Below are 25,737 nucleotides of genomic sequence, written 5' to 3' on the forward strand. Positions count from 1 at the left end.
CACTGCAACAGCCATCGCACCAGCCGCAACTGCCGCCGCGCTCACACTGCGCATTCCCAGCTTGACGATGGCTCCCGCACTCATCGCCATCATGCCCATTGACACCATGCTGCCGACACCCTCCGGCAGCGTCGACAGATATTCCATCGGATCGAGCACGAAGCCCACGTGCGGATGCGGCAGAGGCATGACGACGCCCGCCGGCGTCTGAATCATGTGCACGTCCACGCCGATGACGGGCGTCAGGTGCGTGACCGCCGGCATGCCCATTAGGCTTCTTCCCTGCCGATCAGCTCGAAATCGATCGCCTGCCAGCAGAACAAAGACGCCCGTGAATCACTGCGAAAACACAGCCAATCCTTATGCACCGCCATCAGGCGGCGATCAACCAAAAAGGTTAGGTGCTCTGTCAGCATCGTGCGCTCTAAGCCTCGTTAATCGAAGCTATCGAGCCTGCTGCATCCGGCACTGCAACGGAATGATTAAAGTCTGAAAATGCGGAGGTGAGCGAGCGCTGGGAAAAACGTCGCAATGCTCACGTTGATCGAATTACCCGCACACCGCCTGCGCGTAATCAAGAAACCGGAAAGCAAAAGCCCAGTCACACGGACTGGGCCTGGCATCTGATGTCACTGGCCCGCCCTACACGACTCGAACGTGTGACCTACGGCTTAGAAGGCCGTTGCTCTATCCAGCTGAGCTAAGGGCGGATATCGACGCGCGCGGCATGAATGGCACAACCTACCGCGGATCTGAAGAGTCAGCGATTTTACCTCATTCCCGGTCGCCCGCGTCCCGCTTCGCCTAGAGCGGCTGCGGATGCATCATGAACCAGCCGAAGAAGAAGATCCCCGCGATCACGCAGTACACGCCGAACGACGCCAGCTTGCCGTGCCCTTCGAAGTAACGCATCAGGAAACGCACGCTGAGATAGGCCGCGATGCCCGTCAGCACGCCGCCGAGCACCGAATCAAACAACTGGCCCGGTGCATGGAACAGCTTCGGCAGTTCGAGCACGCCCGCCGCGAAGATGATCGGCGTGCCGAGCAGAAACGAAAACTCCGCTGCCGCCTCGGCCGTCAGGCCAGCGCCGACACCCGCGATCATCGTCAGGCCGCTGCGCGAAAAGCCCGGAATCAGCGCGCCGATCTGCGCCAGTCCCACCAGAAACGCCTGTTTGAACGTGAGCTTCTCCGGCGCCTGCAGCGCGCGGCGCTTCTGCAGCCGGTCGCCGAACCACAAAAACACGCCATTGACGATCAGCGCGGCCGCCACGATCCGCAAATCGTGAAAAAGTGCCTCAAGGCGCTTTTCGAGCAGCAAGCCGACGATGCCCGTCGGAATCGTACCGATGATGAGCGCCCACATCATGTGGCCGTCGTCGTTCTTGCGGCCGCCGAGCGACGCGAAGAAACCGCGGATCAGCGCAACCCAGCGCGCGCGGAAATACCACAGCAAGGCAATCGCGGTGCCGAGATGCAGCGCGACAAGAAACGGCAGCAACTGCGGTGCATGCTTGTCGATATGCATGCCGATCAGTCCGGGCACCAGCAAGGTATGGCCAAGACTGCTGACGGGGAAGAGTTCGGTAACGCCCTGCAGGACGCTCAGGAATACGAGAAACCACAGAGTCACGCGTCGGTCCTTTTTCGGGAAGGGAGGGACGCGCCGTGCAATGCATCCCGGCATCCCGCGCGTCGCGCGAAGCCGGACGAGGCGTACAGGGAGATCAGGCAGGAAGGCTGGATGACACGGCGCACAAACGGTCCCGATTATGCCGACAGGCCTATCGAGCGCCAAGCGCTACCGCACACAAAACAGCACACAAAAGACACCGACAGACAATCGTCGGCGGAACGACAGACTACAGAAAGCAAACTAGAGCAAACCCGAAAGAAACACCCTTGTGCAAGCCGCGATGCATCGGCCGGTCAGGCCTTCAGCTTGTACAGAAAAAGCGCCGTGCTCGCCCCGAAAAGGCCGAACATCGCGACACCCATCGCCATTGCCAGATCCATGGTCACTCCTTGTCCGTCTGGTTCCCAACACTCGGCACCTATCAGACCATATCGGCCGGACATCGGTCAGTCGCAATTTCCCGCAAAGGGTTTCCATGTAGAAAATTTGAGGCAGAATCGTCCCACTCGCGAGCAGCGCCGTCCTGCTGTCTGCTTGTCCCGACGCGCGCAAGCCCTACCCTCAATGGAGTGCACGGCCATCATGTCAACGCAACAGGAAATCATCGAAATCGAGCGCGACGGCGCCGCCCTTCTGCTCGCGCCGCATGCCGGCGGGCGGCTCATGACCTGGCGGGTCGGCGGCGAGCCCGTCATTCACTGGCCCGACGCGCCCGACTGGTCCAACCCCGCCAAGATCCGCGGCGGCAATCCGCTGCTGTTCCCGTTTCTCGGAAGGCATTTCGTCGACGGGCAGATCGGCCATTGGCGCGATCCCGAAGGCATCGTCCACGCGCTGCCCACGCACGGCTTCGCACGCGACCTGCCCTTCACCTGGACCCGCGACGCCGATGGCCACGGCGTGCGCATGACCCTCGTCGACAGCGACGCCACCCGCGCCGGCTATCCGTTCGCGTTCCGCTTCGAGGCGGCCTACCGCATCGTCGATGCGCACACGCTCGAGGTGGAACTCACCACGTCGAATCCGGGTGAAGTGCCGCTCCCCTACTACGCCGGCCATCACTTCTACTTCCATCTGCCGCACGGCCAGCGCGCCGAAAGCAGCGTGCAGCTGCCGCACACCGAACGCCGCCGGCAGTTGCCGGACGGATCGATCACCGCCGCCGAAGCAGGCCTGGCGAGCTACTCGCTGGCCGATCCGGCCATCGTCGACGTGTTTCACTGCCTCACGCGGCAGCCCGACGAACCGATGCTGCTGAACCTGCCCGGTCTCGGGCGCACGGTGCGCCTCGAACTGCAACAGCCCGATTCGGTGCCGTGGTATGCCGTCACCACCTGGACCGAATCGGATGCGTCGGACTTCTACTGCGTCGAACCGTGGATCGGCCTGCCGGACGCCATCCACAACGGCCGCGGCCTGCGCTGGCTTGCGCCCGGCAAGACCGAAACGGCGTCGCTCAGACTGGTCGTGACGCCCGCGGAATAATGCGCCGCGAGCGGCTTTCTGTTCGGGCAAACCCGAGCCTGTAAAATCCTGCCTTTCTTTCCGCCGCGCGCCAGTGCTCCGACTCCGCGCGGCGACGCCTTGCGAGGTCAGGTTTGCAAACAGGAATTCGACGGCTCGTCTGCACGTCACTCATCGCAGTGCTGGCCGCCTGCGGCTCCGCGCCGGTCGGGCCCGGCTTCTATAGGGTGGAGCGCGGCGACACGGTATCGAAGATCGCGCGCGCGAAGCGCACCAGCGTCGCCAACATCGCGCGCTGGAACGGGCTCTCCAATCCCGACGCCATCGAGGTCGGACAGGTGCTGCGCGTCGCCCCGCCCGCCGGCAGCGCGACATCGGCGACATCGTCGGCGGCCTCGTCCGGCTCGACGGATGCCAGCGCCGGCACCCCGTCGGCACCGCAACCGCCGGCACAGGCCAAGGCCGGACCGGGCGTGTCACTCGTCTGGCCTGCGCAGGGCAGCGTGATTCGCGGTTTCGACGGCAAGAATTCGAAGGGCGTCGACATCGCCAATGCGGCGGGCACGCCCGTCATCGCGGCGGCGGCCGGCAATGTGGTCTACGCGGGCAACGGCCTGCGCGGCTACGGCAACATGCTGATCATCAAGCACGACGACGACTACCTGACCGCCTACGCGCACAACCGCGCCCTGCTGGTGAAGGAAGGCCAGACCGTGCAGCAGGGCCAGCAGATCGCCGAAATGGGCGATACCGACAGCAACCGCACGATGCTGCATTTCGAAGTGCGCTACATGGGCCGCTCGGTGGACCCGGCGCGCTATCTGCCGTCGCGCTGAACGCGCGGCGGACGTTACAAGGAAGATCGATGAAGCTGAAGAAGAGGATGAACGCTGCCGCCGTCTGCGTGGCGCTTGCATTGACTGGCGCGCTCGCAGGCTGCGCGCATACGACGAAGATGACCTACCTGCCTTCGGGCGACACCGGCTTCGCCATCAATTGCAGCGGCGGCGATGCTGCCACCAGTTGGGCCGCTTGCTACAAGCAGGCGGGAGAGACCTGCGGCGCCTACGGCTATGACGTGATTTCAAAGGATGCCGACAACGGCGCGACGGCCGGCGGCTCGGTGGGCGGGATCTTTGGAGCGAACATCAAGAATCGCTCGATGGTGATCCGCTGCAAGCAATGATGGCTGTCCCGGCGGCGTGACGGCCGACGACCGGCCGCTCGCCACTCACGCGCTTTTTTCAGGCGTCGGAACCGGCCATGGCATCGTCTTCGGGGAGCGTGTCGGCCGGTGTGCGCCAGTGTCCCGACAATGGATCGATCCGCGCGGCAAACGCGAACAGCGAGGCCAGGCCCAAGGGGGCGACGACGGCGAAAACCCACAGCAGATTCATGATCGATACAAATTGAAACAATTCGTTGGATCATACCTGTCCAGCAAAATATTCGCTTGAATGTTTCGTCAGTGCGTGCGGCAGGTAGCAATTTCCGGATCTTTCTGAGCGGCCGACCCGGCGCCTCGGCCTCGCAACCCCTCGCATCCCCTTTGCAACCGGTTACGCTCCGAAACAAGCGCATACAGCCCTGCTCCACGCGCCTTCTTAGAATGTTTTCAGCCCGTGCGGTATCCGCGCGAACAGCCGACGCGGGTCAGAGGCCCCGGTGCGTGCGCATCGGGGCTTCGCCTTCACGCCGGCCGCAACGAGCGTTATTGCGGTTGGGCCGGCGCGATGATCATCGGCGGCGTCATGTCGGTGGGCACGCCCTTGTAGTCGGGCGGATCCTGCGGCGGATGCTTGTGATTCGGGGCGTCTGCGCATGCGGACAAGCCGAGCGCCAGCGAGAAGACAGTGACAAATGCAAGAACATTACGCGGCATGGTGCTCCCGGACAGGGTTGGACAGGCATCGGCTGAACGGACGGCCGATTGAATCTGATCGGACCTTCATCGGAGCGTTCAATCACGCGCCGAACGGACCTCAGAAACGGCAAAGGGGTTACAAGCCGTAACTTGTAACCCCTTCGTGTGTGGTGGTCGGAGCGATAGGATTCGAACCTACGACCCTCTGATCCCAAATCAGATGCGCTACCAGGCTGCGCTACGCTCCGACGAGCCGCGAATTGTAGCGTGCCGGCCACGCGTCCGCAATGCCGCACATGCATGCTGCTTGGCAACCAGGCGGCAACCACGCGGCAAGCACGCGGCAAGCACGCGCGGGCATGCAACTTCCTGTAACGGAGCCCGCGCGTGAACCTGCGCATCCCCCTTTCTCAGCGGAGACAAGCGATGAACCTCATTCTCTGGCGCCATGCCGAAGCCGAAGATCAGGCGCCGAGCGATCTCGCCCGCCAGCTCACCTCGCGCGGACGCAAACAGGCACAGGGCGTCGCGCGGTGGCTCAAGGCGCGCGTCGGCGATGACGCCATTTTGCTCGCCAGCCCCGCGACGCGCACGATCCAGACGGCCGAAGCATTCGGCGACCGCTATCGCGTCGTCGATACGCTCGCACCCGGCAACGGCGCGCAAGCCGTGCTCGACGCCGCGGGCTGGCCCGACGGCATCGGCGAGACGGTCGTGGTGATCGGCCACCAGCCGACGCTCGGCCGCTTGGCTGCCCTGCTCATGACGGGCACGGAAACGGAGTGGTCGGTGAAGAAATCGGGCGTCTGGTGGTTCCAGTCGCGCACGCGCGCGGGTGACGGCCAGACCGTGCTGCGCGCCGTCATCAATCCCGACCTGCTATGAGGTGAAACGGGTCACGCGAACGACGGCACGGATCAAGGCGTTTCACTGAAACGTCATTGCCATGCCATGCGAGCGTCATCGCGGATTACTACATTGGCGAGGACTCAAGCCACAGCCACGTCCTGTCGAGGAAAGCCAATGCAAGATCTGCCGACGCCCGTCCTGCAACTCGGAGCGGCATCCTTCTCGCTCGAATCGCGCCGTCATCTTCCGCGCACGTCCGAAACCCACACCGGACGCGAGCGCCTGCAAGTCTCATGGGCGCGCGACGACGACGCCCTGCGCGACGCCCAGCGCCTGCGCTATCGCGTGTTCTCGGAAGAGATGGGCGCGCATCTTTCCGGTCCCGCCGGACTCGACGTCGATGTCTTCGACGCCTATTGCGATCACCTTCTCGTACGCGATCTCGACAGCCTGCAAGTGGTCGGCACGTATCGCGTGCTGCCGCCGCATCAGGCCGCGCGTATTGGCCGCTTGTACGCGGAAAGCGAGTTCGACGTGTCGCGCCTTACGCACCTGCGTCCGAAGCTGGTCGAGGTGGGCCGTTCGTGCGTGCATCCCGACTATCGCAACGGTGCGGTGATCATGTCGCTGTGGGGCGGCCTCGCTGCCTACATGATGCAGAACGGCTATGAAACGATGCTTGGCTGCGCGAGCGTCGGCATGATCGACGGTGGTCACTACGCGGCGAATCTCTATACCTCGCTGTCCGCCGATGCACTGACGGCGCCCGAATACCGCGCGTTCCCGCATACGCCGCTGCCGGTCGAGGAACTGCGCACTGGCGCGAACGTCACTCCGCCGCCGCTGGTGAAGGGTTATCTGCGCCTGGGTGCGAAGATCTGCGGCGCGCCCGCGTGGGATCCAGATTTCAATACCGCCGATTTCCTCACGCTGTTCCGTCTCTCCGACATCAACGCGCGTTATGCGCGCCACTTCATCGGCGACATGCAGGGACGTTGAGCGGCACTGGCGGCGCGCGCTCAAAGAGAAGGCCCCGGCGCAATCATGCGGCGGGGCCTTCTTCGTTCAGGCATCAATGCTTCAATCACCCGTATAAACCACGCGATACGGACGTCCGATCTTCTCCCATTCCATGGCCTCCTGGACGAGGCTGTAATCGGTGAGCGGATTGTTCGTGACCCAGTCGCTCGGCAGACGCACTTCGAAGCCGCCGCCCGCCGTCCGCACCTCGATGCCCGGCAAGCCGACCTCCGCGCGCCGGCGCGACAACAACGCCGCGAGCCGCAGGCAGAACAGGAGCGTCCAGTCGACGTCGCGCGTCTGTGCGAGCTTGCCCAGCTTGCCCGCGTGTCCGAGCACGAGCGTGGCGAGACGCGCCTGATCGGTGCGTGAGAAGCCCGGCATGTCGGCGTTGCTGGTGATGTAGGCGGAGTGCTTGTGATAGGCGCTGTGCGCGATCGACAGCCCGATCTCATGCAGCGACGCCGCCCATGCCAGGAACATGCGGTTCTCTTCGCGCAGGTCTTCGTCGGGCTCGCCCAGTTGATCATGGAAGCTGATGGCGAGCTCGCCGATGCGGTCTGCCTGCGCCGCATCGACGCCATAGCGCCGCTTGAAGCCCTCCACGGTGACCGTGCGCATGTCCTGATGCTGCGAGCGACCCAGCAGGTCATAGAGCACGCCGAGACGCAGCGCGGCGTCGGTGGTGTCGGCATAGTCGATGCCCAGTTCCTCGAACACGCCGAGCATAATCGACAGTCCGCCCGCCAGCACCGGCACGCGATCCGGCTTGAGCGCGGTGAGCTTCAGCCGGTTGACGTTCTCCGCCTTGATGACCGCGCGCTTCAGCCGCTCGAGGCCGCCGCGCGAGATGCCGTGCGTGATGCCTTCGTCGTTGAAGCCGTTCGCCTCGATCAGCTCCGCCAGCGCGCGCGCAGTCCCCGACGAACCGATCGCCTGATCCCAGCCGGTCTGCTTGTATTCGCTCGAAATGATCTGGATCTCGCGCTTGGCGGCGAGTTCGGCCTGGCGCATCGTGTATTCATCGACGTTGCCGGACGGGAAGAACTGGCGGCTATGGCTCACGCAGCCGATGTAGAGGCTTTCCATGTGGATCGGCGTGTAGTGCGAGCCGATGATGAATTCAGTCGAGCCGCCGCCGATGTCGACGACGAGACGCCGGCCCGCGATCGCCGGTACGGAATGCGCGGCGCCGGCGTAGATCAGGCGCGCTTCCTCGCGTCCGGCGATGACTTCGATCGGAAAGCCGAGCGCCGCTTCGGCTTCGACGAGGAAGTCATGCGCGTTCTTCGCGACGCGCAAGGTATTGGTGGCGACGGCGCGCACCTGGTCCGGATGGAAATCGCGCAGGCGTTCGCCAAAACGCTTCAGCGCGTCCCAGCCGCGCACTTGCGACGCGCGGTCGAGCAGCTTGTCCCGCGAGAGCCCGCCGCCGAGGCGGACTGGCTCGCGCAGCGCATCGACCTGATAGATCTGGCTGCCGGCGGGCGTTTCCTCGACCCGGCCGACAATCAGCCGGAAACTGTTCGATCCGAGGTCGACTGCGGCAAGAAGGTGGGGATGTGTGACCATCGGAGATCCAGAGAAAACGTGATGTGGGAGAGCACTGTTGCTTCGGCACTGCTATTTCGGCGTTGCTACTGCGGCATGGCTGCAGCCGCGCTGTTGCAGCGCACGAATTCCGCACGAATTCTATTGCATGCCGGCGCCTTCCGCGTCGCCTGCTTCGTGAACCCTTTCACGGGCGCAGTGCGCACGCTCCGAAGACGCTATTCGCATTGTGAGTAGAATTTGTGAAAATCGTTCTGTCATCAAAAATACATCAAACTGTGAGAGCATTCGAGCGCACCTTTGCCCCTTTGATCGAGACACCCTCCATCCTGCCGATGTCCATCCGCTATCCGCTCTTCAACCGCGAACTGGGCATATTAGGTTTCAACGAGCGCGTCCTCGCGCAAGCCGCCGATACGACGGTTCCCCTGTTGGAACGCCTGCGCTTCATCTGTATCACCAGCAGCAATCTCGACGAATTCTTCGAAGTCCGCATGGCGGGTCTGCAAGAGCAGATGCGCGACAACCCCGGCACGCTGTCGCCGGACGGCATGTCCTTGCAGCATGTGTACGACCTCGTGTCCGAGCGCGCGCAGCGTCTCGTGCGCCAGCAATACTCGATGCTGCATGACATCGTACTGCCGGCGCTCGAAATGGAAGGCATCTACTTTCACGGCGCCGAAAGCTGGAGCGAGCAACAGACCGCCTGGGCGCGCGATTATTTCCACAATGAACTGCTGCCGGTGCTGACGCCGATCGGCCTCGACCCTGCGCATCCGTTCCCGCGCGTGCTGAACAAGAGCCTGAACTTCGTCGTCGAACTGGAGGGCACGGACGCCTTCGGACGGCAGGCGATGATGGGCATCGTGCAGGCGCCGCGTGCGCTGCCGCGCCTTGTGCGCATGCCGGAAGCGCTGTCGGGTTATCCGCACGGTTTCGTGCTGCTGAGCTCGTTCATGCAGCATTTCGTCAACGAGTTGTTTCCGCACCTGATCGTGCGGGGCTGCAACCAGTTTCGCATCACGCGCAACAGCGAGCTGTTCGTCGATGAAGACGAGATCACCAATCTGCGGGTCGCGCTGCAGGGCGAACTGCCGGCGCGCCATCTCGGCAATGCGGTGCGACTCGAGGTATCGGCGGAAACGCCGCCGCATCTCGTGCGCCGTCTGCTCGACGAAAGCCAGTTGAGCGAGCGCGACCTGTACCGCGTCAACGGGGCCGTGAACCTGGTGCGGCTGATGCAGTTGCCGGAGATGGTCGACCGGCCGGACCTGAAGTTCGTGCCGCATATTCCGTCGGTGCCCAAGGCGATTTCGAACACGACCAATCTCTTCGATGCGATCGATCAGGGCGACATCCTGATGCATCATCCGTACGAGAGTTTTCAGCCTGTGCTGGAGTTGCTGCTGCAGGCCGCGAAAGATCCGCAAGTAGTTGCCATCAAGCAGACCATCTATCGCACGGGTACGGATTCGCCGTTGATGGATGCGCTTATGCAGGCGGCGCGCAATGGCAAGGAAGTGACGGTGGTGGTGGAACTGCTGGCGCGCTTCGATGAGGAGACGAATATCAGCTGGGCTTCGCAGCTGGAGGCTGTGGGCGCGCATGTGGTGTATGGCGTGGTGGGCCACAAGTGTCACGCGAAGATGGTGTTGATCGTGCGGCGTGTGTCGCAGGGCGGCAAGCTGGTGTTGAAGCGTTATGCGCATCTGGGCACGGGTAATTATCACCCGCGTACGGCGCGTCTTTATACCGACTTCGGCCTGATGACCGCCGACCAGGAAATGTGCGAGGACGTGCATCATGTGTTCCAGCAGTTGACTGGCATTGGCGGGGAGATTGCGCTGCATCAGTTGTGGCAGTCGCCGTTCACGCTGCACGCGAAGCTGATCGACGCGATTCGCGCCGAAGCCGAGCATGCGCGCCTTGGGCGGCGGGCACGTATCGTTGCGAAGATGAATGCGCTGCTCGAGCCTACTGTGATTGAAGCCTTGTATGAGGCTTCACGCGCGGGCGTGAAGATCGATTTGATCGTGCGGGGGGTGTGTTCGCTTAAGCCTGGGGTGGAGGATCTTTCCGAGAACATCACGGTGAGGTCCATCGTAGGGCGTTTTCTTGAACATCATCGGATCTTTTATTTTTATGCCAATGGCAAGGAAGATGTGTTCTTGTCCAGTGCTGACTGGATGGATCGCAATTTCTTCCGCCGCGTCGAGGTCGCGTTTCCGATCCGCGATCGGAGGTTGAAGCGGCGAGTCATCGCCGAGGGATTGTCCGTTTGTCTTGGGGATAATCAGTCGGCCTGGGTCATGCAGAGTGATGGGCATTATCGGAAACGCCGCCCCGGGAAGTCTATTCGCAATGCGCAATTAGGGCTCTTGGCTAAGTTCTGTTCTTGATTTTTGTTGAGCGCGGGGCTGTTTTCGTTTGCCTGCGCTTCTATCAACTTCCCGCTTTCGCGTCGGTCTATTAGCACTGCCCCTCCCCGGGGCGGGGGTAACTTTCTTTGCTGCTGCAAAGAAAGTCACCAAAGAAAGCAGCTTTTCTTCCCGCCCAGCGTCACTTAACGGCACGACACAGAACCCCGTTTCTGGCCCGGCAGTAGAGAGTGCCCTCATAGGCCACACCGGGCGTGGATCGCGGACCCACTGTGAAATCGCACCACAGAACAAACTGGTGCAGCCCCTGCATGCTCCGGCGCTGCGCTACGCGCCGCCGTCGGATCAATCGGGTCTGCCCGTGCCGGCTTGCTGACACATCCATCTCACTGCATCAGCCCAACGTTGGTTTCCCTTGCATACCCTTCGGCAGCGCGTAGCGCTGGGCCGGCGCTTCCAATGGCTGTACCAGTTTGATGAACGGCGCGTTGTGGCAGTGGGTCCGCGATCCAAGCCCCGCTTGGCCTTTGAGGGCACTCTCTATTGCCGGGCCAGCGAGGCAGTTCTGTGTCGTGCCGCTAGGTGACGCTGGGCGAGAAGAAAAGCTGCTTTCTTTGGTGACTTTCTTTGCAGCGGCAAAGAAAGTTACCCCCGCCCCGGGGAGGGGCAGTGCTAATAGACCGACGCGAATACGGGAAGTCCATAGAAGCGCTGGCAAACACGAACCCCTAAGCCGCGAGAGACTTCCGAAAAGCCGTCCGCGAAGCGGGAAACCTGACGACGAACGTACTCCCCCTCCCCACTTCGCTTGTGACATCAAGCTCCGCATGATGCCTCTGCAGCACATGCTTGACGATGGCGAGCCCCAAACCGGTTCCACCGGTATCCCTCGAACGGCTGCGATCCACGCGATAAAACCGCTCCGTGAGTCGCGGAATATGCTCCGCCGGAATACCAAACCCGCTGTCCCTGACAGAAAACACCGCGCGATCCTTGACCCGCTCCCACAAAACATCAATAGTCCCGCCGTCAGGCGTATACCGCACAGCATTCGTGACGAGATTCCCAAGCGCACTCATCACTTCCGTCTCGACGCCCGCCACGGTCAGCGAGTCATCGCTATGAAACGTAATCCGATGCCGCCCATTGGAAAGATTGTTCGCATCGTCCTCGATATGCCGGATCACCGAACGCATGTCCAGCACCTCATCGCCCGGCGGACGCATGTCGCCTTCAAGATTCGCCAGCACCAGCAAATCGCGCACGATGTTCTGCATCCGCAACGCCTGCTGGTTCATCATGTCGAGATACCGCATGCGATCCGCTTCATCGAGCGGCAACTCGCGCATCGTTTCGAGAAATCCCGACAACACCGTCAGCGGTGTCTTCAACTCATGCGAAACATTGGCGACGAAATCGCGGCGCATGGAATCCGTGCGCTCCAGCTCGGTGATGTCCTGCGTCAACACCAGCTTGCGATTGTCGCCATACGGAAACACCTGCACCGACACCGTGTACTTGCGGTTCACGCCCATGCCGCGCATCACGAGCGTCTCTTCGTAATGGTGTGAATTCAGATAGCGGATGAAGTCGGGATTCCGCACCAGATGCGTAATGTGCTGGCGCAAGTCGCGCTTCGCATCGAGCCCGAAATGCTGCTCGGCAATCGCGTTGCACCACTCGATCTGATCGTGATCGTCCAGCATCGCGACGCCATTCGGCGAAGCCTGGATCGCCTGGATGAAACGCGCATGCTGCTGCTCGACCTGCCGCACCTGGGCATGCCAGCGCTTCGCGAGCTTGTGCAGACGGTAGTAGATTTCGCCCCAAACGCCGAGCGCGCTCGGCACCTCGCCGTACACCGGCGCTTCCAGCAGACGCCACAGGCGCTGCATGTGATAGGTGACGAAGAAGCCCTGCACGACAAGCATGAGCACCGCGAAAGCCAGCGCGACGCGCACGCCGGCCAGCGCGCCAAGCGCGGCGCTGATGCCCGCGAGCAGCGCGAAGGACACGATGGCGCGCGTCCAGATGATGTTCATGGTGGCGATGAATCTGAATGACGTTGATACGGCAGAACTGACGAGAAACCTGGCAGCAGCCGCCCCGCCGTGTCACGCCCTGCTTCAGGCGCTCTTCGCGAGCCGGTAGCCGCTGCCGCGGACCGTTTCGATCATAGCATCGCAGCCGGCCGGCTTGAGCGCGGCGCGCAAACGCTTGATATGCACATCGACCGTACGCTCTTCCACGAACACGTGATCGCCCCACACCTGGTCGAGCAACTGCGTGCGGCTGTGGACTCGCTCCGGATGCGTCATGAAGAAGTGCAGCAGGCGGAACTCGGTCGGACCGAGATCGAGCTTGATGTCGTTGCCCGAATGACTCGCCGCGACACGATGCGTCGCCGGATCAAGCCGCAAGCCGTTGATCGCCACCACGTCTTCGGTCAACTGCGGCGCGCGCCGGCGCAGCACCGCCTTGATGCGCGCCATCAGTTCCTTCGGCGAGAACGGCTTCGTGACGTAGTCGTCCGCGCCGATCTCCAGTCCGAGCACCTTGTCTTGCTCGTCGCCACGCGCCGTCAGCATGATGATCGGAATGTGCTTGGTGCGCTCGTTGTTGCGCAGCTCGCGCGCGAATGCAATGCCCGACTTGCCGGGCAGCATCCAGTCGAGCAGCACGAGATCGGGCAGCACGTCACTGATCAGGTTTTGCGCCTGCTCCGCGTTATAAGCGCGGATGGGGCAATGCCCCGCATGCTGGAGATTCACCGAGATCAGCTCGGAGATCGAGGGTTCGTCTTCGACGACGAGGATACTGCTGGGCATCGGCACCTCTGGACCTTTTTGCTTGGGTTGTTACGCGGCGAATTAACTCAACGCCTCGCGTTCGAGCTGGTCGCGCGACTTGTGCCGCACGTCCGTGCCCTTGACGATGTAGATGATGAACTCGGCGATGTTCTTCGCGTGATCGCCGATGCGCTCCACCGCCTTAGCGATGAACAGGTAATCCAGCCCCGCTGAAATGGTGCGCGGATCTTCCATCATGTACGTCACGAGCTTGCGCACGAAGGCGCGGAATTCGTCGTCGATGGCCTTGTCGTCCCGCACGATCTGCGCAGCCGCCACCGTGTCCAGACGCGCGAACGCATCCAGCGCACGGCGCAGGATGGACACCGCCATCTCGCCCGACAGACGGATCTCGGCGATGTTCACCGTGCGGCCCGCGCCGTCTTCGTTGATGCGCTTCACGCGCTTGGCGATCTTCTCGGCTTCGTCGCCGGCGCGCTCGAGATTCGTGATGGTCTTCGAGATGGCCATCAACAGACGCAGGTCACGCGCGGCCGGCTGGCGGCGCGCGATGATGTTGCTGCACTCCTCGTCGATCTCGACTTCCATCGTGTTCAGACGCGCTTCCGCCGCGATCACCTGGTCGGCGATGCCGATGTCGAATTCGTTCAGCGCCTGCATCGCCGCGATGATCTGCGACTCGACCAGACCGCCCATTTCCAGCACCTTCGACGACACCGCATTAAGGTCGGCGTCGAACTGGCTTGAAAGATGTTTGTCGGACATGTGTGCTCCTTAAGCCTGTGTGTTTTGCCTGGGCTGACGATCAGCCAAAGCGGCCCGTGATGTAGTCTTCCGTTTCCTTGCGGGCCGGCTTGATGAAGATCTTTTCGGTATCGCCGAATTCGATCAGTTCACCCAGATACATATAGGCAGTGTAGTCCGAACAACGCGCCGCCTGCTGCATGTTGTGCGTCACGATGACCACCGTGTAATCGCTCTTCAATTCGGCAATCAGCTCTTCGATGCGGCCCGTCGAAATCGGGTCGAGCGCCGAGCACGGTTCGTCGAGCAACAGCACTTCCGGACGGATCGCGATGCCGCGCGCAATGCACAGGCGCTGCTGCTGACCACCCGACAGGCCATAGCCGCTCTGCTGCAGCTTGTCCTTCACTTCGGTCCAGAGCGCGGCCTTGGTCAGCGCCCATTCGACGCGATCGTCCATTTCCGAACGCGACAGCTGCTCGAACATCTTCACGCCGAACGCAATGTTGTCGTAGATCGACATCGGGAACGGCGTCGGCTTCTGGAACACCATGCCGACACGCGCGCGCAGCAGCGAGATGTCCTTGGTGGTGTCGAGCAGGTTGACGCCGTCCATCAGGATCTCGCCTTCGGCCCGCTGTTCCGGATAGAGCGCGTACATCTTGTTGAAGGTGCGCAGGAGCGTGGACTTGCCGCAACCCGACGGCCCGATGAAGGCCGTGACCTTCTTCTCGGGAATGCGCAGGTTGATGTTCTTCAGCGCGTGATACTTGTTGTAGAAGAAGTTGAGGTTGTTCACCTCGATCTTCGGCTTCATCGAATCCAGCGACGGCGCGCCGTGCGTCGGACGCACGCTGCCCGGCACCGGACCGCGCTCGACCGGCTTGTCTTCAGTCTTCGAATTCAGGTGGTTGACACCACTTTCGACCATATTCATGGAATCACTCCGCCCTTATTTCTTCGAGAAGATCGCACGCGCCAGGATATTCAGACCCAGCACGCCGAGCGTAATCAGGAACACACCGGCCCACGCGAGCGATTGCCACTGCGGGAACGGACTCATCGCGAACTTGTAGATCGTGACCGGCAGGTTGGCGATCGGCTGATTCAAGTCCATCGAGAAAAACTGGTTTGACAGCGCCGTGAACAACAAGGGCGCGGTTTCGCCGGTGATGCGCGCGACCGCCAGCAGCACGCCGGTGACGATGCCGCCCACCGACGCCTTCAGCGTGATCGACATCACCATCTTCCACTTCGGCGTGCCGAGCGCGAAGGCCGCTTCACGCAGCGCATTCGGCACGAGCTTCAGCATGTTCTCGGTCGTGCGGATCACGATCGGAATCTGCAGCAGCGCCAGCGCGATCACGCCGGCCCAGCCCGAGAAGCGGCCCATCTTCGCCACGACGATCGCATACACGAACAGACCGACGACGATCGACGGCGCCGACAGCAGAATGTCGTTGATGAAGCGCGTCACGCTCGCGAGCCAGCCTTTCTGGCCGTACTCGGCGAGATACACGCCCGCGAGAATGCCGAGCGGCGTGCCGACGAAGGTCGCGATCACGACCAGCAGGATGCTGCCGACGATCGCGTTGGCGAGACCGCCGCCATCGGTGTTCGGCGGCGGCGTGGACTGCGTGAAGAGATCGATCGACAGGCCGCCGATGCCGAGCTTGAGCGTCGTATAGAGAATCCATACAAGCCAGATCAGGCCGAAGGCCATGGCCGCGAGCGACAGCGTCAGCGCCACCGCATTGGTGCCGCGACGGCGGCTCTGCAGCTTCTGGCGGGTCGCCTGGAGGCGCGCCGGATCCTGGTTGAAAGTAGCGGGACGGCTCATTATTTACGGCCCTCCCCGCGTTCCATGCGCAGCAGCATCAGCTTGGAGAGCGCGAGTACGAAGAAGGTGATCACGAACAGAATCAGACCGAGTTCCATCAGCGCCGACGTGTGCAGGCCCGGGCTCGCTTCAGCGAACTCGTTGGCGAGCGCCGAGGTGATGCTGTTGCCGGGCGAGAACAGCGAGACGTTGTCGAGCAGGTTGGTGTTGCCGATCACGAAGGTGACCGCCATGGTTTCGCCGAGCGCACGGCCGAGGCCGAGCATCACGCCGCCGATCACACCGGCACGCGTATAGGGCAGCACGATCTTCCACATCACTTCCCAGGTCGTGCAGCCGATGCCGTACGCCGATTCCTTCAGCAGCACGGGCGTGACTTCGAAGACGTCGCGCATCACCGAGGCGATATACGGAATGATCATGATCGCGAGGATCACGCCGGCGCACAGGATGCCGATGCCGATCGGCGCGCCCTGGAAGAACATGCCGATCACGGGCACGCCGCCGAGCAGCTTGCCGAGCGGCTTTTCGAAGTATTCGGCGAAGATCGGCGCGAACACGAGCAGGCCCCACATGCCGTAGACGATCGACGGGATTGCGGCCAGCAGTTCGATGGCGACGCCGAGCGGGCGGCGCAGCCACGCGGGCGACAGTTCGGTCAGGAACAGCGCGATGCCGAAGCTCACCGGCACGGCGATGATGAGCGCGATCAGCGAGGTCGCGATGGTGCCGTAGATGGGCACGAGCGCGCCGAAGGAATCGCTGGGTGGATCCCACTCGGCACGCCAGAGGAACGACAGGCCGAACTTTTGAATGGTCGGCATCGACGCGATGAGCAGCGAAACGATGATGCCGCCCAGGAGAAGCAGCGTGATGACGGCTGCAAGCCGCGTCACGCCGCCGAAAATGATGTCGCCGAGCGGGCTGGGCGCGCGCTGGGTGTGCGCTGCCGGCACAGCCGACGATAAGTTGATGTCCGACATGGGAGCCTTGGTTTCGCTACGTGTCAGACCGCGCGACAGGCCTTTCGGCCTGCCGCGCGGCTTGCTTTGCTGCTGACTGTCCGCCGCCTCAACAGCTTAGGACAGTTTCATACGGCTGGTGCCTTACTCTGCGACGGACTTGCCCGAAGCGTCCTTGACCTTCGCCTTCCATTGCGTCTTGATTTCGGCAACGACCGAATCCGGCAGCGAGATGTAGTCGAGTTCGTTGGCAGCCTGACCGCCGTTCTTGAACGCCCAGTCGAAGAACTTCAGCGTTTCCGTGCCTTGCGCCGGCTTGTCCTGCGTGGCGTGCAGCAGCACGAACGTTGCGCCGACGATCGGCCATGCGTTCTTGCCCGGCTCGTCCGTCAGGATCTGGTAGAACGACTTCGACCAGTCCGCGCCCGCAGCAGCGGCCTTGAACGTGTCCGTCTTCGGCTCGACAACCGTGCCCGCCGAATTCTTCATGCCGACGTAGGTCATCTTGTTTTGCTTCGCGTAGGCCCATTCCACATAGCCGATCGCGCCCGGCAGACGCTGCACGAAGGCCGCGACGCCGTCATTGCCCTTGCCGCCCGTACCCGTCGGCCAGTTCACCGTCGAGCCTTCGCCGACCTTCGACTTCCAGTCAGCGTTGACCTTCGACAGATAGTTCGTCCAGATGAAGCTGGTGCCCGAACCATCGGCGCGGCGAACCACGGCGATGTCGGTATCCGGCAGCTTCGCCTTCGGGTTCAGCGCAACGATCGCCGGATCGTTCCACTTTTTGATCTTGCCGAGGTAGATGTCGCCGAGCACCTGGCCCGACAGCGTGACTTCACCGGCCTTGACGCCCGGCACGTTGATCACGGGCACGACACCGCCCACCACCGTCGGGAACTGGAACAGGCCGTCCTTGGCCAGCTCGTCGTCCTTCAGCGGAGCGTCCGAACCGGCGAAATCCACCGTCTTGGCGATGATCTGCTTGATCCCGCCCGACGAGCCGATGCCCTGGTAGTTCACCTTGCCGCCACCGGACTTCTGGTAGGCATCCGCCCACTTGGTATAGATCGGGGCTGCGAAGGTGGAACCCGCGCCGGTGAGGTCGGCTGCTTGGGCAGAAATTGCGAAGAGTGCACCAATCAGGCCAGCCAGCGCGGTGTGCATCAATTTCATTCTTGATCTCCAGTAGTGAGCGTGTGTCGTGTGCGTAGAGACGACACCGCGAAATATAGGAGGAGTTCGTGACAGTAATATGACTAATCGTGAAGGCCACGTGTCATTCCGCTTACGTGTTGAAAGTCGGATCTGGGACGATTTGTCAAATGATTGAACCCAAATAAAAAAGCGGGCATGCGCCCGCTTTTAGCAAAATGTGACAAATTTCAGTAAACGCTCACGAAGTCGCTTCCTTCACCACCTGAGCAATCGTTTCCGCGTGCTGAACGGCGTCCTGCTGGGCGGCCGCTTCCACCATCACGCGCAGGACCGGTTCGGTTCCGGAGGCACGAATCAAGACCCGTCCGTGCGATTCGAGGGAACGCTCGGCTTGTTCGACCGCGCGACGAATTTCCTCGCTGCTCTTCCAGTCGGCGCCGGCGCTCATGCGGACGTTGATCAGTTTTTGCGGAAACAGACTGACGCCGTCGAGCAGTTCGGCCAGCGACTTGCCGCTGCGCTGGATGGCCGCCAGCACCAGCAGCGCCGAGACGATGCCGTCGCCGGTCGAATGGCGATCCAGCGACAGGATATGGCCCGAGCCTTCGGCGCCCAGTTGCCAGCCGTTCTCGCGCAGCTTTTCGAGGACGTAGCGGTCGCCCACCGCGGCGCGCACGAACTGCACGCCGGCATCCTTCAGCGCGACTTCCACTGCCATGTTGGTCATCAGCGTGCCGACCGCGCCCTGCACCTGGCCGTCGGTCGCGATGCGGTCCTTGACGAGCACGTAGAGCAGCTCGTCGCCGTTATAGAGCCGGCCGGTCGAATCGACGATCTGCACGCGGTCGGCGTCGCCGTCGAGCGCAATGCCGAGATCGGCCTTGTGCTCCAGCACCGCGCGCACGAGCGCGTCGGGCGCGGTGGCGCCGACGCCATCGTTGATGTTGAAGCCGTTCGGCGCCACGCCGATCGACACGACTTCCGCGCCGAGTTCATGGAAGACGTGCGGCGCGACATCATAGGCGGCGCCATGGGCGCAATCGACGACGAGCTTGAGCCCGCGCAGGTCGAAATTCGCGGGGAACGTGCTCTTGCAGAACTCGATGTAACGGCCGCCGGCATCGTCCAGACGCCGCGCCTTGCCGAGACGCTCGGAGGGCGCGCATTCCATCGGCTGCTCGAGCTGCTGCTCGATCTCCAGTTCGACTTCGTCGGGCAGCTTGTTGCCGTCCGCCGAGAAGAACTTGATGCCGTTGTCGTTGTACGGATTGTGCGATGCGCTAATCACCACGCCCGCCGACAGGCGCAGCGCGCGCGTCAGGTAGGCGACGCCGGGCGTCGGCATCGGGCCGGCCAGCATCACGTCGACGCCCGCGGCCGAGAAGCCCGATTCGAGCGCCGCTTCGAGCATGTAGCCGGACACGCGTGTGTCCTTGCCGATCAGCACCGTCGGGCGATTGCCCTTTTTCTGATGGGCGCGATCCGCGCCGGCCAGCACCTTGCCGGCTGCGTAGCCGAGCTTGAGAACGAAATCGGGCGTGATCGGAGCGACGCCTACGCGCCCCCGCACACCGTCCGTGCCGAAATATTGACGTGCCATTGTTGCTTGACCCTCCTCGCGGACATATGGCGCCTGTTATAGGCCCGCGGATGTGTTGACGTTCGTTCTAAACTGGTGCCGTGCGCCTGCACCGTGATCCTTGCTGAGCTGAGTCCGCTGTCAATCGTGCTTGCCGGACGCGGCTTCCTGAGTGGCTTGTTGGGTCGCCTGCCAGATCTTGAGCGCATCGACGGTTTCGGCGACGTCGTGTACCCGGATAATCGCCGCGCCCTGCTCCGCCGCGCAAACGGCTGCCGCGATACTCGCCGCGAGACGTTCGCCGGCGCCGCGGCCGGTGACGGCACCCAGCATCGACTTGCGCGACATGCCGGCGAGCAGCGGCACATTCGTGCCGACAGGCAGCGTCTGACGCAGATGACCGAGCAGCGCGTAATTATGCGCCACCGTCTTGCCGAAACCGTAGCCGGGATCGAACGCGATACGCGAAGCCGCGATGCCTGCGCTGCCAAGCGCGGCCAAGCGCGCTTCGAAGAAGCTGCGCACGTCGGCGACGACGTCCTCATAGAACGGCTCGTGGACCTGCATCGTGCGCGGTTCACCGAGCATATGCATCACGCACAGGCCGCAATCGCTGTCCTTCACGGCATCGAGCGCGCCTTCCTGACGCAAGCCCCAGATGTCGTTGATCATGTCTGCGCCGGCATCGAGGACGGCGCGCATCACGGCGGGCTTGTAGGTATCGACGGAAAGCGGCACGTTGACGGCGCGCAAGGCCTCGACGATCGGCACCACGCGCTCCAGTTCCTCGTCGAGCGGCACCGGCGGCGCGCCGGGCCGGGTCGATTCGCCGCCGATGTCGATCATGTCGGCGCCATCGGCGAGCATTTTTTCGGCGCGAGCCAGCGCGTCTTCACGCGACAGGAAGCGGCCGCCGTCCGAGAAGGAATCGGGCGTGATGTTGAGGATGCCCATGACGAGCGGGCGCTCGAAGCGCAGCACGAAGCGGCCGCATTGCAGCGGCTCGGCCAATAGTGAAGATGCGTGCAAATTGCTCAAGCTGAGTGGCCAGGACAATACAGGCTGAGGAAAGTACTGCATTCCGTGCCCGGAAATTGAAAATGGGCCGGCGTGCGAAGCACACCGGCCCATCAACGGAAGCGTGAAACTCAGGCCGTGGCCGGCGCGTTGCCCGGCTTGACCTCGGTGCCGCTGCTGCCGCCCGGAGGCGTGTCGCCCGACGGCGGCGGCATGTTCTTCGGCGGACGCGGCGGACGATCGGACATGATGTCGGTGATCTGGTCGGCGTCGATGGTTTCCCATTCGAGCAGCGCCTTCGTCATCGCCTCGACCCGTTCGCGGTTGTCCTCGAGCAGCCTGCGGGCGAGCGCATATTGCTCGTCGAGGATGCGGCGGATTTCCGCGTCGACCTTCTGCTGCGTCGCCTCGGACACCGACTTCGCGCCCATCTTGCCGAACATGCCGTTTTCTTCGGTATCGACGTAGACCATCGTGCCGAGCACATCCGACATGCCGTAGCGCGTCACCATGTCGCGCGCCATCTTGGTTGCGCGCTCGAAGTCGTTGGAGGCGCCCGTGGACATCGAATTCAGGAACACTTCCTCGGCTGCACGGCCACCGAACAGAATGGCGATTTCTTCCAGCATCTTGTCGCGGTACAGGTTCACGCGGTCATGTTCCGGCAACTGCCAGGTGACGCCCAATGCCCAGCCGCGCGGCATGATCGTGACCTTGTGAACCGGGTCGGCGTGCGGCAGCAGCTTCGCCACCACCGCGTGGCCCGACTCGTGATACGCCGTGTTGCGGCGCTCTTCCTCGCGCATCACAGCCGACTTGCGCTCCGGACCCATGAAGATCTTGTCCTTCGCGTCTTCGAAATCCTGCATCTCGACGATGCGCTTGCCGCGACGTGCCGCAAACAGCGCGGCTTCGTTGACGAGATTCGCGAGATCCGCACCCGAGAAGCCCGGCGTGCCGCGCGCGATGACCGAAGCGTCGACGTCGTTGGCGATCGGCACCTTGCGCAGATGCACCTTCATGATGTGCTCGCGGCCGCGGATGTCCGGCAAACCGACATACACTTGGCGGTCGAAACGGCCCGGACGCAGCAGCGCCTTGTCGAGCACGTCGGAACGGTTGGTGGCGGCGATCACGATGACACCTGAATTCGCCTCGAATCCGTCCATCTCGACGAGCATCTGGTTCAACGTCTGCTCGCGCTCGTCGTTGCCGCCGCCCATGCCGGCGCCGCGATGACGGCCGACCGCGTCGATTTCGTCGATGAACACGATGCAAGGCGCATGCTTCTTGGCCTGCTCGAACATGTCGCGGACCCGGGCCGCGCCCACGCCGACAAACATTTCCACGAAGTCAGAACCCGAAATGCTGAAGAACGGCACCTTCGCCTCGCCGGCGATGGCACGTGCCAGCAGCGTCTTGCCGGTACCCGGAGGGCCGACCAGCAGCACGCCGCGCGGAATACGCCCGCCCAGCTTCTGGAACTTCTGCGGATCGCGCAGGAAGTCCACCAGTTCGGATACTTCTTCCTTGGCTTCGTCGCAGCCGGCGACGTCGGTGAAATTGATTGCGTTGTTGTTCTCGTCGATCAGCCGCGCTCGCGACTTGCCGAACGAAAACGCCCCGCCTTTGCCGCCCCCCTGCATCTGCCGCATCATATAGAACCAGAAACCGATGATCAGGATCGTCGGCCCGAGGTAATACAGTGCGGAAACGAGGGCGTTGGGTTCGTCATCAGCCTTGCCGCTGACCTGAACGCCGTATTTCATGAGATCGCCGACCATCCAGATGTCGCCCGGCGACACGATCTGGTATTTCTGGCCATCTGCCGGAGTAACCGTGAGATTGCGGCCCTGAACGGTGACGTTCTTGACTTTGCCGTTTTTCGCGTCGTCCATGAACTGCGAATAGGACACCCCTTCCTGCACGCGTGGCTTGTCGAACTGCTTGAACACCGTGAACAGCACCAGTGCGATCACGAGCCACACTGCCGCCTTAGAGAACATATTGTTGTTCAAAGCACCACTCCTCACTCATAGACGGGCGCCTACATAAACCTTGCGACGCCACCGAAGCATTCTAATCCAGACCGCTAACCCCTGCCATAAGGTTTAACTACCGCATAAATAGCGGCAGGGGCGGTGTTTTCGGCATAATCGGCGAATATATCGCTCTTATTCGCCGAATTTGTTTAAGGAGCCCGATCAGCCCGGATGCTTGAGCCGGCGCCCGAGTATGAACGTCTCCGACGATTTGTCGCGAGACGCCTTCGGTTTGCGCGGCGCCACCACTTTGAACTGGTGTTTGAACTTCTCGACAATCTGACTATAGCCGCTGCCATGAAAACATTTGACCAGCAGCGCACCTTCCGGTTTCAGATGGTTCTGAGAGAACTCAAGCGCCAGATCGCAGAGATGTTCGATGCGAGCCGCATCCGCACTCGCAACACCAGAGAGGTTGGGGGCCATGTCTGAAATAACAAGATCCACCTGACGCTCGCCGACCATTTCATCGAGTTGCGCGAGCACCTCGTCCTCGCGGAAGTCGCCTTGAAGGAACGTGACGTCGGAGATGGGCTCCATCGGCAGGATGTCGAGCGCGATGATCGTGCCGTCGATGCCGCCCTGGCGCTCGGCGTCGCGCTTCGAGCCCTGCGCCAGCTTGTTGCGTGCGTACTGGCTCCAGCTGCCGGGCGTCGAACCCAGGTCGACGATCACCATGCCCGGCTTGATGAGCTTGTCCTGCTCGTCGATCTCCTTGAGCTTGTAGGCGGCGCGCGCGCGATAACCTTCCCGCTGCGCCATCTTCACGTAGGGATCGTTGATGTGGTCGTGCAACCACGACTGATTGAAACGGTTTTTTGCCATTGAAACGAAAGTGAGGAGGCGCCAGCGACGAAAGCGCGCTGCACGCCGGTGCGTATTTTGCTGCATCGCGTGATGCTTTTAGCGGATAATACGCGGCTTGCTGGCCGGACCGGTCCTTGGGCGCTCGTGCGTTCCAAAACCCCGCTTCCGGCCTGTTTTGTTTTATGGTGGGCGACGGCGCGCGTCATGCGCGTCTGGTCACGGATCGCGTCGAATCGTCGCAACAGCGCACATGCTGCTACGTTGCCGCTGCGTGTTACCCGGCCGCCTACATTTTAGTCGAGTCCCTATTTTCTCATGCCAGCCCTGAAACTCTCCCCCGCCGAGCGCTCCGACCTGCGCTCCCAGGCCCATGCGCTCAAGCCCGTCGTGCTCGTCGGCGCGGAGGGTCTGACCGATGCCGTGCTCAAGGAAATCAACGTCCACCTCGAGGCGCATCAGCTCATCAAGGTGCGCGTGTTCGGCGACGAGCGCGAAGCGCGCATTGCGGTCTACGACGAAATCTGCGACCGCCTCAACGCCGCGCCGATCCAGCATATCGGCAAGTTGCTGGTGGTCTGGCGGCCGGAAGGCGCCGCGCCGAAAAGCCGTACTACCCGCACCCGCAGCACCATGCCGCCGAGCGCGGGCGAAGCCGCCGAGCGTGAAACCAAGGGCCGCGCGCCGCGCATCGTCAAGGCCGTAAAGATCTCGCGCGACGCACCGGCCTTCAAGAAGCCGAAGAAGCAGACCTTGAAGGTACTGGGCAACGAGCGTGTCACGGCGGGCGGCAACGTCAAGCGCGCGAAGAAGCGTCAGCCGAGCACCAAGCGTCAGCATCAATCGTCGAAATGATGAACGGCGCGTGCGCTTCTCGTGAAGCGCACGCGCCGCGCGAAACCAGCGGGCGTGATTAAGGTCAGCTGCGTGCGCGTTTCGCGGCCATCTTCGCCGACTTGTTCTTCGGCACGATGGCCACCGGCGCCGCGCCCGGCAAGCGCCAGACGAGCGCGATGCCGAACAGGCATTCAATCAGATAGATCGCGCTCGAGATACCATGCAGCACGCCGAACTGCTTTGCATACGGCGAGTTCGCGAGGTCGGTGCCGGCTTCCTGAGCGGCCATGCGCAGCGAGTTCATGAACGGCTGCAGGCCGAAATACCCGATCAGCACGCACAGCAGCATCATTGCGACGATCCAGCGCACGCGCTTGTAGTCGACGATGCCGCTCTTCACGTAGCGATTGCCGATCAGGATGAGCACCAGTGCGCTCACCACGCCGATGATCGCTTCAATGCGAAACAGTTGCGCGGCCACGGAGCCGGCCTCCGTCCGATCCAGCATCGAGAACAGGACCGGCGCCGCAATGAGGCCGAGGGTCAGCAAGCTGCCGACCCACACCATGGAAACGAGGCGAAAGACCCGGTGCGCCATCAGACGTAACGCACGGCGATGATTTCGTATTCGCGCGCGCCGCTCGGCGCCTGCACGGCCGCGACATCGCCCTCGGACTTCGAGATCAGTGCGCGCGCAATGGGCGAACTGACGGAGATGAGACCGTGATCGAGATCGGCTTCGTCGTCGCCGACGATCTGATACGTGACCGTGTTGCCCGACTCCAGGTCTTCCAGTTCGACGGTCGCGCCAAAGACCACGCGGCCTTCGGCTTCCACTTGCGTCGGGTCAATCACTTGGGCCGCGGCCAGCTTCGACTCCAGTTCCGCGATGCGGCCCTCGATGAAGCCTTGCTTTTCTTTCGCGGCATCGTATTCCGCGTTTTCCGACAGATCGCCTTGCGCGCGCGCTTCGGCGATCGCGTTGATGACTGCCGGACGCTCGACAGCCTTCAGGCGTTGCAATTCGTCGCGCAGCAGCTCCGCGCCGCGCTTCGTCAAAGGAATCGTGCTCATAGACAACCCACAAACAAAAACAGCCGTAAAAAAATTACCGCGGTTAAGCGCATCCCCCTTGGCGGGAGGACACCGCTTAACCGCGGCTCGTGAGGCTTGGACCTGT

At 62.5% G+C, this 25,737-nt stretch carries 26 protein-coding genes and 2 tRNA genes; 7 read left to right on the forward strand and 21 right to left on the reverse strand.

Annotation, left to right across the window (positions count from 1 at the left end; all coding sequences use genetic code 11):
- The 4 genes from QCE83_RS09360 to QCE83_RS09375 form a co-directional block, all read right to left on the reverse strand.
- Positions 1-264, reverse strand: a 264-nt coding sequence (locus QCE83_RS09360) for a hypothetical protein (protein WP_309809020.1), incomplete at its 3' end; no start/stop codon positions are given.
- A gap of 5 nt (positions 265-269) precedes the next feature.
- Complete coding sequence (locus QCE83_RS09365) at positions 270-416, reverse strand: hypothetical protein (RefSeq protein WP_309809022.1); 147 nt, start codon at positions 414-416, stop codon at positions 270-272.
- 217 nt (positions 417-633) lie between these two features.
- Positions 634-710 (reverse strand) — tRNA-Arg (locus QCE83_RS09370).
- A gap of 94 nt (positions 711-804) precedes the next feature.
- Positions 805-1,635, reverse strand: coding sequence for an undecaprenyl-diphosphate phosphatase (locus QCE83_RS09375; protein ID WP_309809026.1), 831 nt, complete (start codon positions 1,633-1,635; stop codon positions 805-807).
- 585 nt (positions 1,636-2,220) lie between these two features.
- Here QCE83_RS09375 and QCE83_RS09380 point away from each other — a divergent pair.
- The 3 genes from QCE83_RS09380 to QCE83_RS09390 all read left to right on the forward strand — a co-directional run bounded on the left by QCE83_RS09380 (position 2,221) and on the right by QCE83_RS09390 (position 4,288).
- Complete coding sequence (locus QCE83_RS09380; protein WP_309809029.1) at positions 2,221-3,123, forward strand: aldose epimerase; 903 nt, start codon at positions 2,221-2,223, stop codon at positions 3,121-3,123.
- 113 nt (positions 3,124-3,236) lie between these two features.
- Complete coding sequence (locus QCE83_RS09385) at positions 3,237-3,938, forward strand: peptidoglycan DD-metalloendopeptidase family protein (protein WP_309809030.1); 702 nt, start codon at positions 3,237-3,239, stop codon at positions 3,936-3,938.
- A 29-nt stretch (positions 3,939-3,967) separates the two neighbouring features.
- Complete coding sequence (locus tag QCE83_RS09390; RefSeq protein ID WP_309809032.1) at positions 3,968-4,288, forward strand: hypothetical protein; 321 nt, start codon at positions 3,968-3,970, stop codon at positions 4,286-4,288.
- 58 nt (positions 4,289-4,346) lie between these two features.
- On the opposite strand, the gene QCE83_RS09395 is transcribed toward QCE83_RS09390, so the two are convergent.
- The 3 genes from QCE83_RS09395 to QCE83_RS09405 all read right to left on the reverse strand — a co-directional run bounded on the left by QCE83_RS09395 (position 4,347) and on the right by QCE83_RS09405 (position 5,214).
- Positions 4,347-4,499: a hypothetical protein gene (locus QCE83_RS09395; RefSeq protein WP_309809035.1), complete on the reverse strand. Its 153-nt coding sequence runs from the start codon at positions 4,497-4,499 to the stop codon at positions 4,347-4,349.
- Positions 4,500-4,813: 314 nt separating this feature from the next.
- On the reverse strand, positions 4,814-4,984 hold the full coding sequence (locus QCE83_RS09400) for a hypothetical protein (RefSeq protein WP_309809036.1): 171 nt from the start codon (positions 4,982-4,984) through the stop codon (positions 4,814-4,816).
- Between the two features lie 153 nt (positions 4,985-5,137).
- Positions 5,138-5,214 (reverse strand) — tRNA-Pro (locus tag QCE83_RS09405).
- 178 nt (positions 5,215-5,392) lie between these two features.
- Here QCE83_RS09405 and QCE83_RS09410 point away from each other — a divergent pair.
- Both QCE83_RS09410 and QCE83_RS09415 read left to right on the forward strand, forming a co-directional pair.
- Complete coding sequence (locus tag QCE83_RS09410; RefSeq protein ID WP_309809037.1) at positions 5,393-5,851, forward strand: histidine phosphatase family protein; 459 nt, start codon at positions 5,393-5,395, stop codon at positions 5,849-5,851.
- A 138-nt stretch (positions 5,852-5,989) separates the two neighbouring features.
- Positions 5,990-6,814: a GNAT family N-acyltransferase gene (locus QCE83_RS09415; RefSeq protein WP_309809040.1), complete on the forward strand. Its 825-nt coding sequence runs from the start codon at positions 5,990-5,992 to the stop codon at positions 6,812-6,814.
- A gap of 81 nt (positions 6,815-6,895) precedes the next feature.
- Here the strand turns inward: QCE83_RS09415 and ppx are convergent, their stop codons facing one another.
- Positions 6,896-8,407: an exopolyphosphatase gene (ppx, locus tag QCE83_RS09420; protein WP_309809042.1), complete on the reverse strand. Its 1,512-nt coding sequence runs from the start codon at positions 8,405-8,407 to the stop codon at positions 6,896-6,898.
- Positions 8,408-8,721: 314 nt separating this feature from the next.
- Between ppx and ppk1 the strand changes: the two genes are divergently transcribed.
- Complete coding sequence (ppk1, locus tag QCE83_RS09425) at positions 8,722-10,785, forward strand: polyphosphate kinase 1 (RefSeq protein WP_309811608.1); 2,064 nt, start codon at positions 8,722-8,724, stop codon at positions 10,783-10,785.
- A gap of 707 nt (positions 10,786-11,492) precedes the next feature.
- On the opposite strand, the gene phoR is transcribed toward ppk1, so the two are convergent.
- The 11 genes from phoR to QCE83_RS09480 form a co-directional block, all read right to left on the reverse strand.
- The gene (phoR, locus tag QCE83_RS09430) at positions 11,493-12,806 is read right to left on the reverse strand and encodes a phosphate regulon sensor histidine kinase PhoR (RefSeq protein ID WP_309809044.1); all 1,314 of its coding nucleotides are present in this window, start codon (positions 12,804-12,806) and stop codon (positions 11,493-11,495) included.
- Positions 12,807-12,890: 84 nt separating this feature from the next.
- Positions 12,891-13,592 (reverse strand): phosphate regulon transcriptional regulator PhoB, encoded by a 702-nt coding sequence (gene phoB / locus QCE83_RS09435; protein WP_309809046.1) that lies wholly within the window; start codon positions 13,590-13,592, stop codon positions 12,891-12,893.
- Between the two features lie 42 nt (positions 13,593-13,634).
- Positions 13,635-14,339, reverse strand: a complete 705-nt coding sequence (gene phoU / locus QCE83_RS09440) for a phosphate signaling complex protein PhoU (protein ID WP_309809047.1) — start codon at positions 14,337-14,339, stop codon at positions 13,635-13,637.
- A gap of 40 nt (positions 14,340-14,379) precedes the next feature.
- Positions 14,380-15,255: a phosphate ABC transporter ATP-binding protein PstB gene (gene pstB / locus QCE83_RS09445; RefSeq protein ID WP_309809049.1), complete on the reverse strand. Its 876-nt coding sequence runs from the start codon at positions 15,253-15,255 to the stop codon at positions 14,380-14,382.
- A 15-nt stretch (positions 15,256-15,270) separates the two neighbouring features.
- The gene (gene pstA / locus QCE83_RS09450) at positions 15,271-16,158 is read right to left on the reverse strand and encodes a phosphate ABC transporter permease PstA (RefSeq protein WP_309809052.1); all 888 of its coding nucleotides are present in this window, start codon (positions 16,156-16,158) and stop codon (positions 15,271-15,273) included.
- Complete coding sequence (gene pstC, locus QCE83_RS09455) at positions 16,158-17,141, reverse strand: phosphate ABC transporter permease PstC (RefSeq protein WP_309809054.1); 984 nt, start codon at positions 17,139-17,141, stop codon at positions 16,158-16,160. The genes pstA and pstC overlap by 1 nt, the downstream gene beginning before the upstream one ends.
- A 123-nt stretch (positions 17,142-17,264) precedes the next feature.
- Positions 17,265-18,296, reverse strand: a complete 1,032-nt coding sequence (pstS, locus tag QCE83_RS09460) for a phosphate ABC transporter substrate-binding protein PstS (RefSeq protein WP_309809056.1) — start codon at positions 18,294-18,296, stop codon at positions 17,265-17,267.
- 220 nt (positions 18,297-18,516) lie between these two features.
- The gene (glmM, locus tag QCE83_RS09465) at positions 18,517-19,878 is read right to left on the reverse strand and encodes a phosphoglucosamine mutase (protein WP_309809059.1); all 1,362 of its coding nucleotides are present in this window, start codon (positions 19,876-19,878) and stop codon (positions 18,517-18,519) included.
- Between the two features lie 120 nt (positions 19,879-19,998).
- Positions 19,999-20,811, reverse strand: a complete 813-nt coding sequence (gene folP, locus QCE83_RS09470; protein ID WP_309811611.1) for a dihydropteroate synthase — start codon at positions 20,809-20,811, stop codon at positions 19,999-20,001.
- A gap of 194 nt (positions 20,812-21,005) precedes the next feature.
- Positions 21,006-22,892 carry an ATP-dependent zinc metalloprotease FtsH gene (gene ftsH / locus QCE83_RS09475; RefSeq protein WP_309809061.1) on the reverse strand — a complete coding sequence of 629 codons (1,887 nt, stop codon included), beginning with the start codon at positions 22,890-22,892 and terminating at the stop codon, positions 21,006-21,008.
- A gap of 186 nt (positions 22,893-23,078) precedes the next feature.
- On the reverse strand, positions 23,079-23,741 hold the full coding sequence (locus tag QCE83_RS09480) for an RlmE family RNA methyltransferase (protein WP_309811614.1): 663 nt from the start codon (positions 23,739-23,741) through the stop codon (positions 23,079-23,081).
- Positions 23,742-24,038: 297 nt separating this feature from the next.
- Between QCE83_RS09480 and QCE83_RS09485 the strand changes: the two genes are divergently transcribed.
- Entirely contained in the window at positions 24,039-24,575 is a 537-nt protein-coding gene (locus QCE83_RS09485; protein WP_309809063.1) for a YhbY family RNA-binding protein, read from the forward strand.
- Positions 24,576-24,639: 64 nt separating this feature from the next.
- Here QCE83_RS09485 and QCE83_RS09490 read toward each other — a convergent pair whose 3' ends face one another.
- A complete protein-coding gene (locus QCE83_RS09490) occupies positions 24,640-25,155 on the reverse strand; it encodes a DUF4149 domain-containing protein (protein ID WP_309809065.1) in 516 nt (171 codons plus the stop codon).
- Positions 25,155-25,631: a transcription elongation factor GreA gene (greA, locus tag QCE83_RS09495; protein ID WP_309809067.1), complete on the reverse strand. Its 477-nt coding sequence runs from the start codon at positions 25,629-25,631 to the stop codon at positions 25,155-25,157. The genes QCE83_RS09490 and greA overlap by 1 nt, the downstream gene beginning before the upstream one ends.
- Between the last annotated feature and the right edge of the window lie 106 nt (positions 25,632-25,737).

It is taken from the genome of Caballeronia sp. LZ034LL (assembly GCF_031451215.1).
Classification (GTDB): Bacteria; Pseudomonadota; Gammaproteobacteria; order Burkholderiales; family Burkholderiaceae; genus Caballeronia.

Coding starts and splice junctions, on each gene's coding strand:
- QCE83_RS09365 (WP_309809022.1), bottom strand. CDS start 416: ATGCTGACAGAGCACCTAACCTTTTTGGTTGATCGCCGCCTGATGGCG.
- QCE83_RS09395 (WP_309809035.1), bottom strand. CDS start 4,499: ATGAATCTGCTGTGGGTTTTCGCCGTCGTCGCCCCCTTGGGCCTGGCC.
- folP (WP_309811611.1), bottom strand. CDS start 20,811: ATGGGCATCCTCAACATCACGCCCGATTCCTTCTCGGACGGCGGCCGC.
- QCE83_RS09415 (WP_309809040.1), top strand. CDS start 5,990: ATGCAAGATCTGCCGACGCCCGTCCTGCAACTCGGAGCGGCATCCTTC.
- pstC (WP_309809054.1), bottom strand. CDS start 17,141: ATGTCGGACATCAACTTATCGTCGGCTGTGCCGGCAGCGCACACCCAG.
- phoR (WP_309809044.1), bottom strand. CDS start 12,806: ATGAACATCATCTGGACGCGCGCCATCGTGTCCTTCGCGCTGCTCGCG.
- pstB (WP_309809049.1), bottom strand. CDS start 15,255: ATGAATATGGTCGAAAGTGGTGTCAACCACCTGAATTCGAAGACTGAA.
- glmM (WP_309809059.1), bottom strand. CDS start 19,878: ATGGCACGTCAATATTTCGGCACGGACGGTGTGCGGGGGCGCGTAGGC.
- ppx (WP_309809042.1), bottom strand. CDS start 8,407: ATGGTCACACATCCCCACCTTCTTGCCGCAGTCGACCTCGGATCGAAC.
- QCE83_RS09485 (WP_309809063.1), top strand. CDS start 24,039: ATGCCAGCCCTGAAACTCTCCCCCGCCGAGCGCTCCGACCTGCGCTCC.
- QCE83_RS09410 (WP_309809037.1), top strand. CDS start 5,393: ATGAACCTCATTCTCTGGCGCCATGCCGAAGCCGAAGATCAGGCGCCG.
- phoB (WP_309809046.1), bottom strand. CDS start 13,592: ATGCCCAGCAGTATCCTCGTCGTCGAAGACGAACCCTCGATCTCCGAG.
- phoU (WP_309809047.1), bottom strand. CDS start 14,339: ATGTCCGACAAACATCTTTCAAGCCAGTTCGACGCCGACCTTAATGCG.
- QCE83_RS09380 (WP_309809029.1), top strand. CDS start 2,221: ATGTCAACGCAACAGGAAATCATCGAAATCGAGCGCGACGGCGCCGCC.
- QCE83_RS09480 (WP_309811614.1), bottom strand. CDS start 23,741: ATGGCAAAAAACCGTTTCAATCAGTCGTGGTTGCACGACCACATCAAC.
- ppk1 (WP_309811608.1), top strand. CDS start 8,722: ATGTCCATCCGCTATCCGCTCTTCAACCGCGAACTGGGCATATTAGGT.
- QCE83_RS09390 (WP_309809032.1), top strand. CDS start 3,968: ATGAAGCTGAAGAAGAGGATGAACGCTGCCGCCGTCTGCGTGGCGCTT.
- QCE83_RS09490 (WP_309809065.1), bottom strand. CDS start 25,155: ATGGCGCACCGGGTCTTTCGCCTCGTTTCCATGGTGTGGGTCGGCAGC.
- pstA (WP_309809052.1), bottom strand. CDS start 16,158: ATGAGCCGTCCCGCTACTTTCAACCAGGATCCGGCGCGCCTCCAGGCG.
- QCE83_RS09400 (WP_309809036.1), bottom strand. CDS start 4,984: ATGCCGCGTAATGTTCTTGCATTTGTCACTGTCTTCTCGCTGGCGCTC.
- pstS (WP_309809056.1), bottom strand. CDS start 18,296: ATGAAATTGATGCACACCGCGCTGGCTGGCCTGATTGGTGCACTCTTC.
- greA (WP_309809067.1), bottom strand. CDS start 25,631: ATGAGCACGATTCCTTTGACGAAGCGCGGCGCGGAGCTGCTGCGCGAC.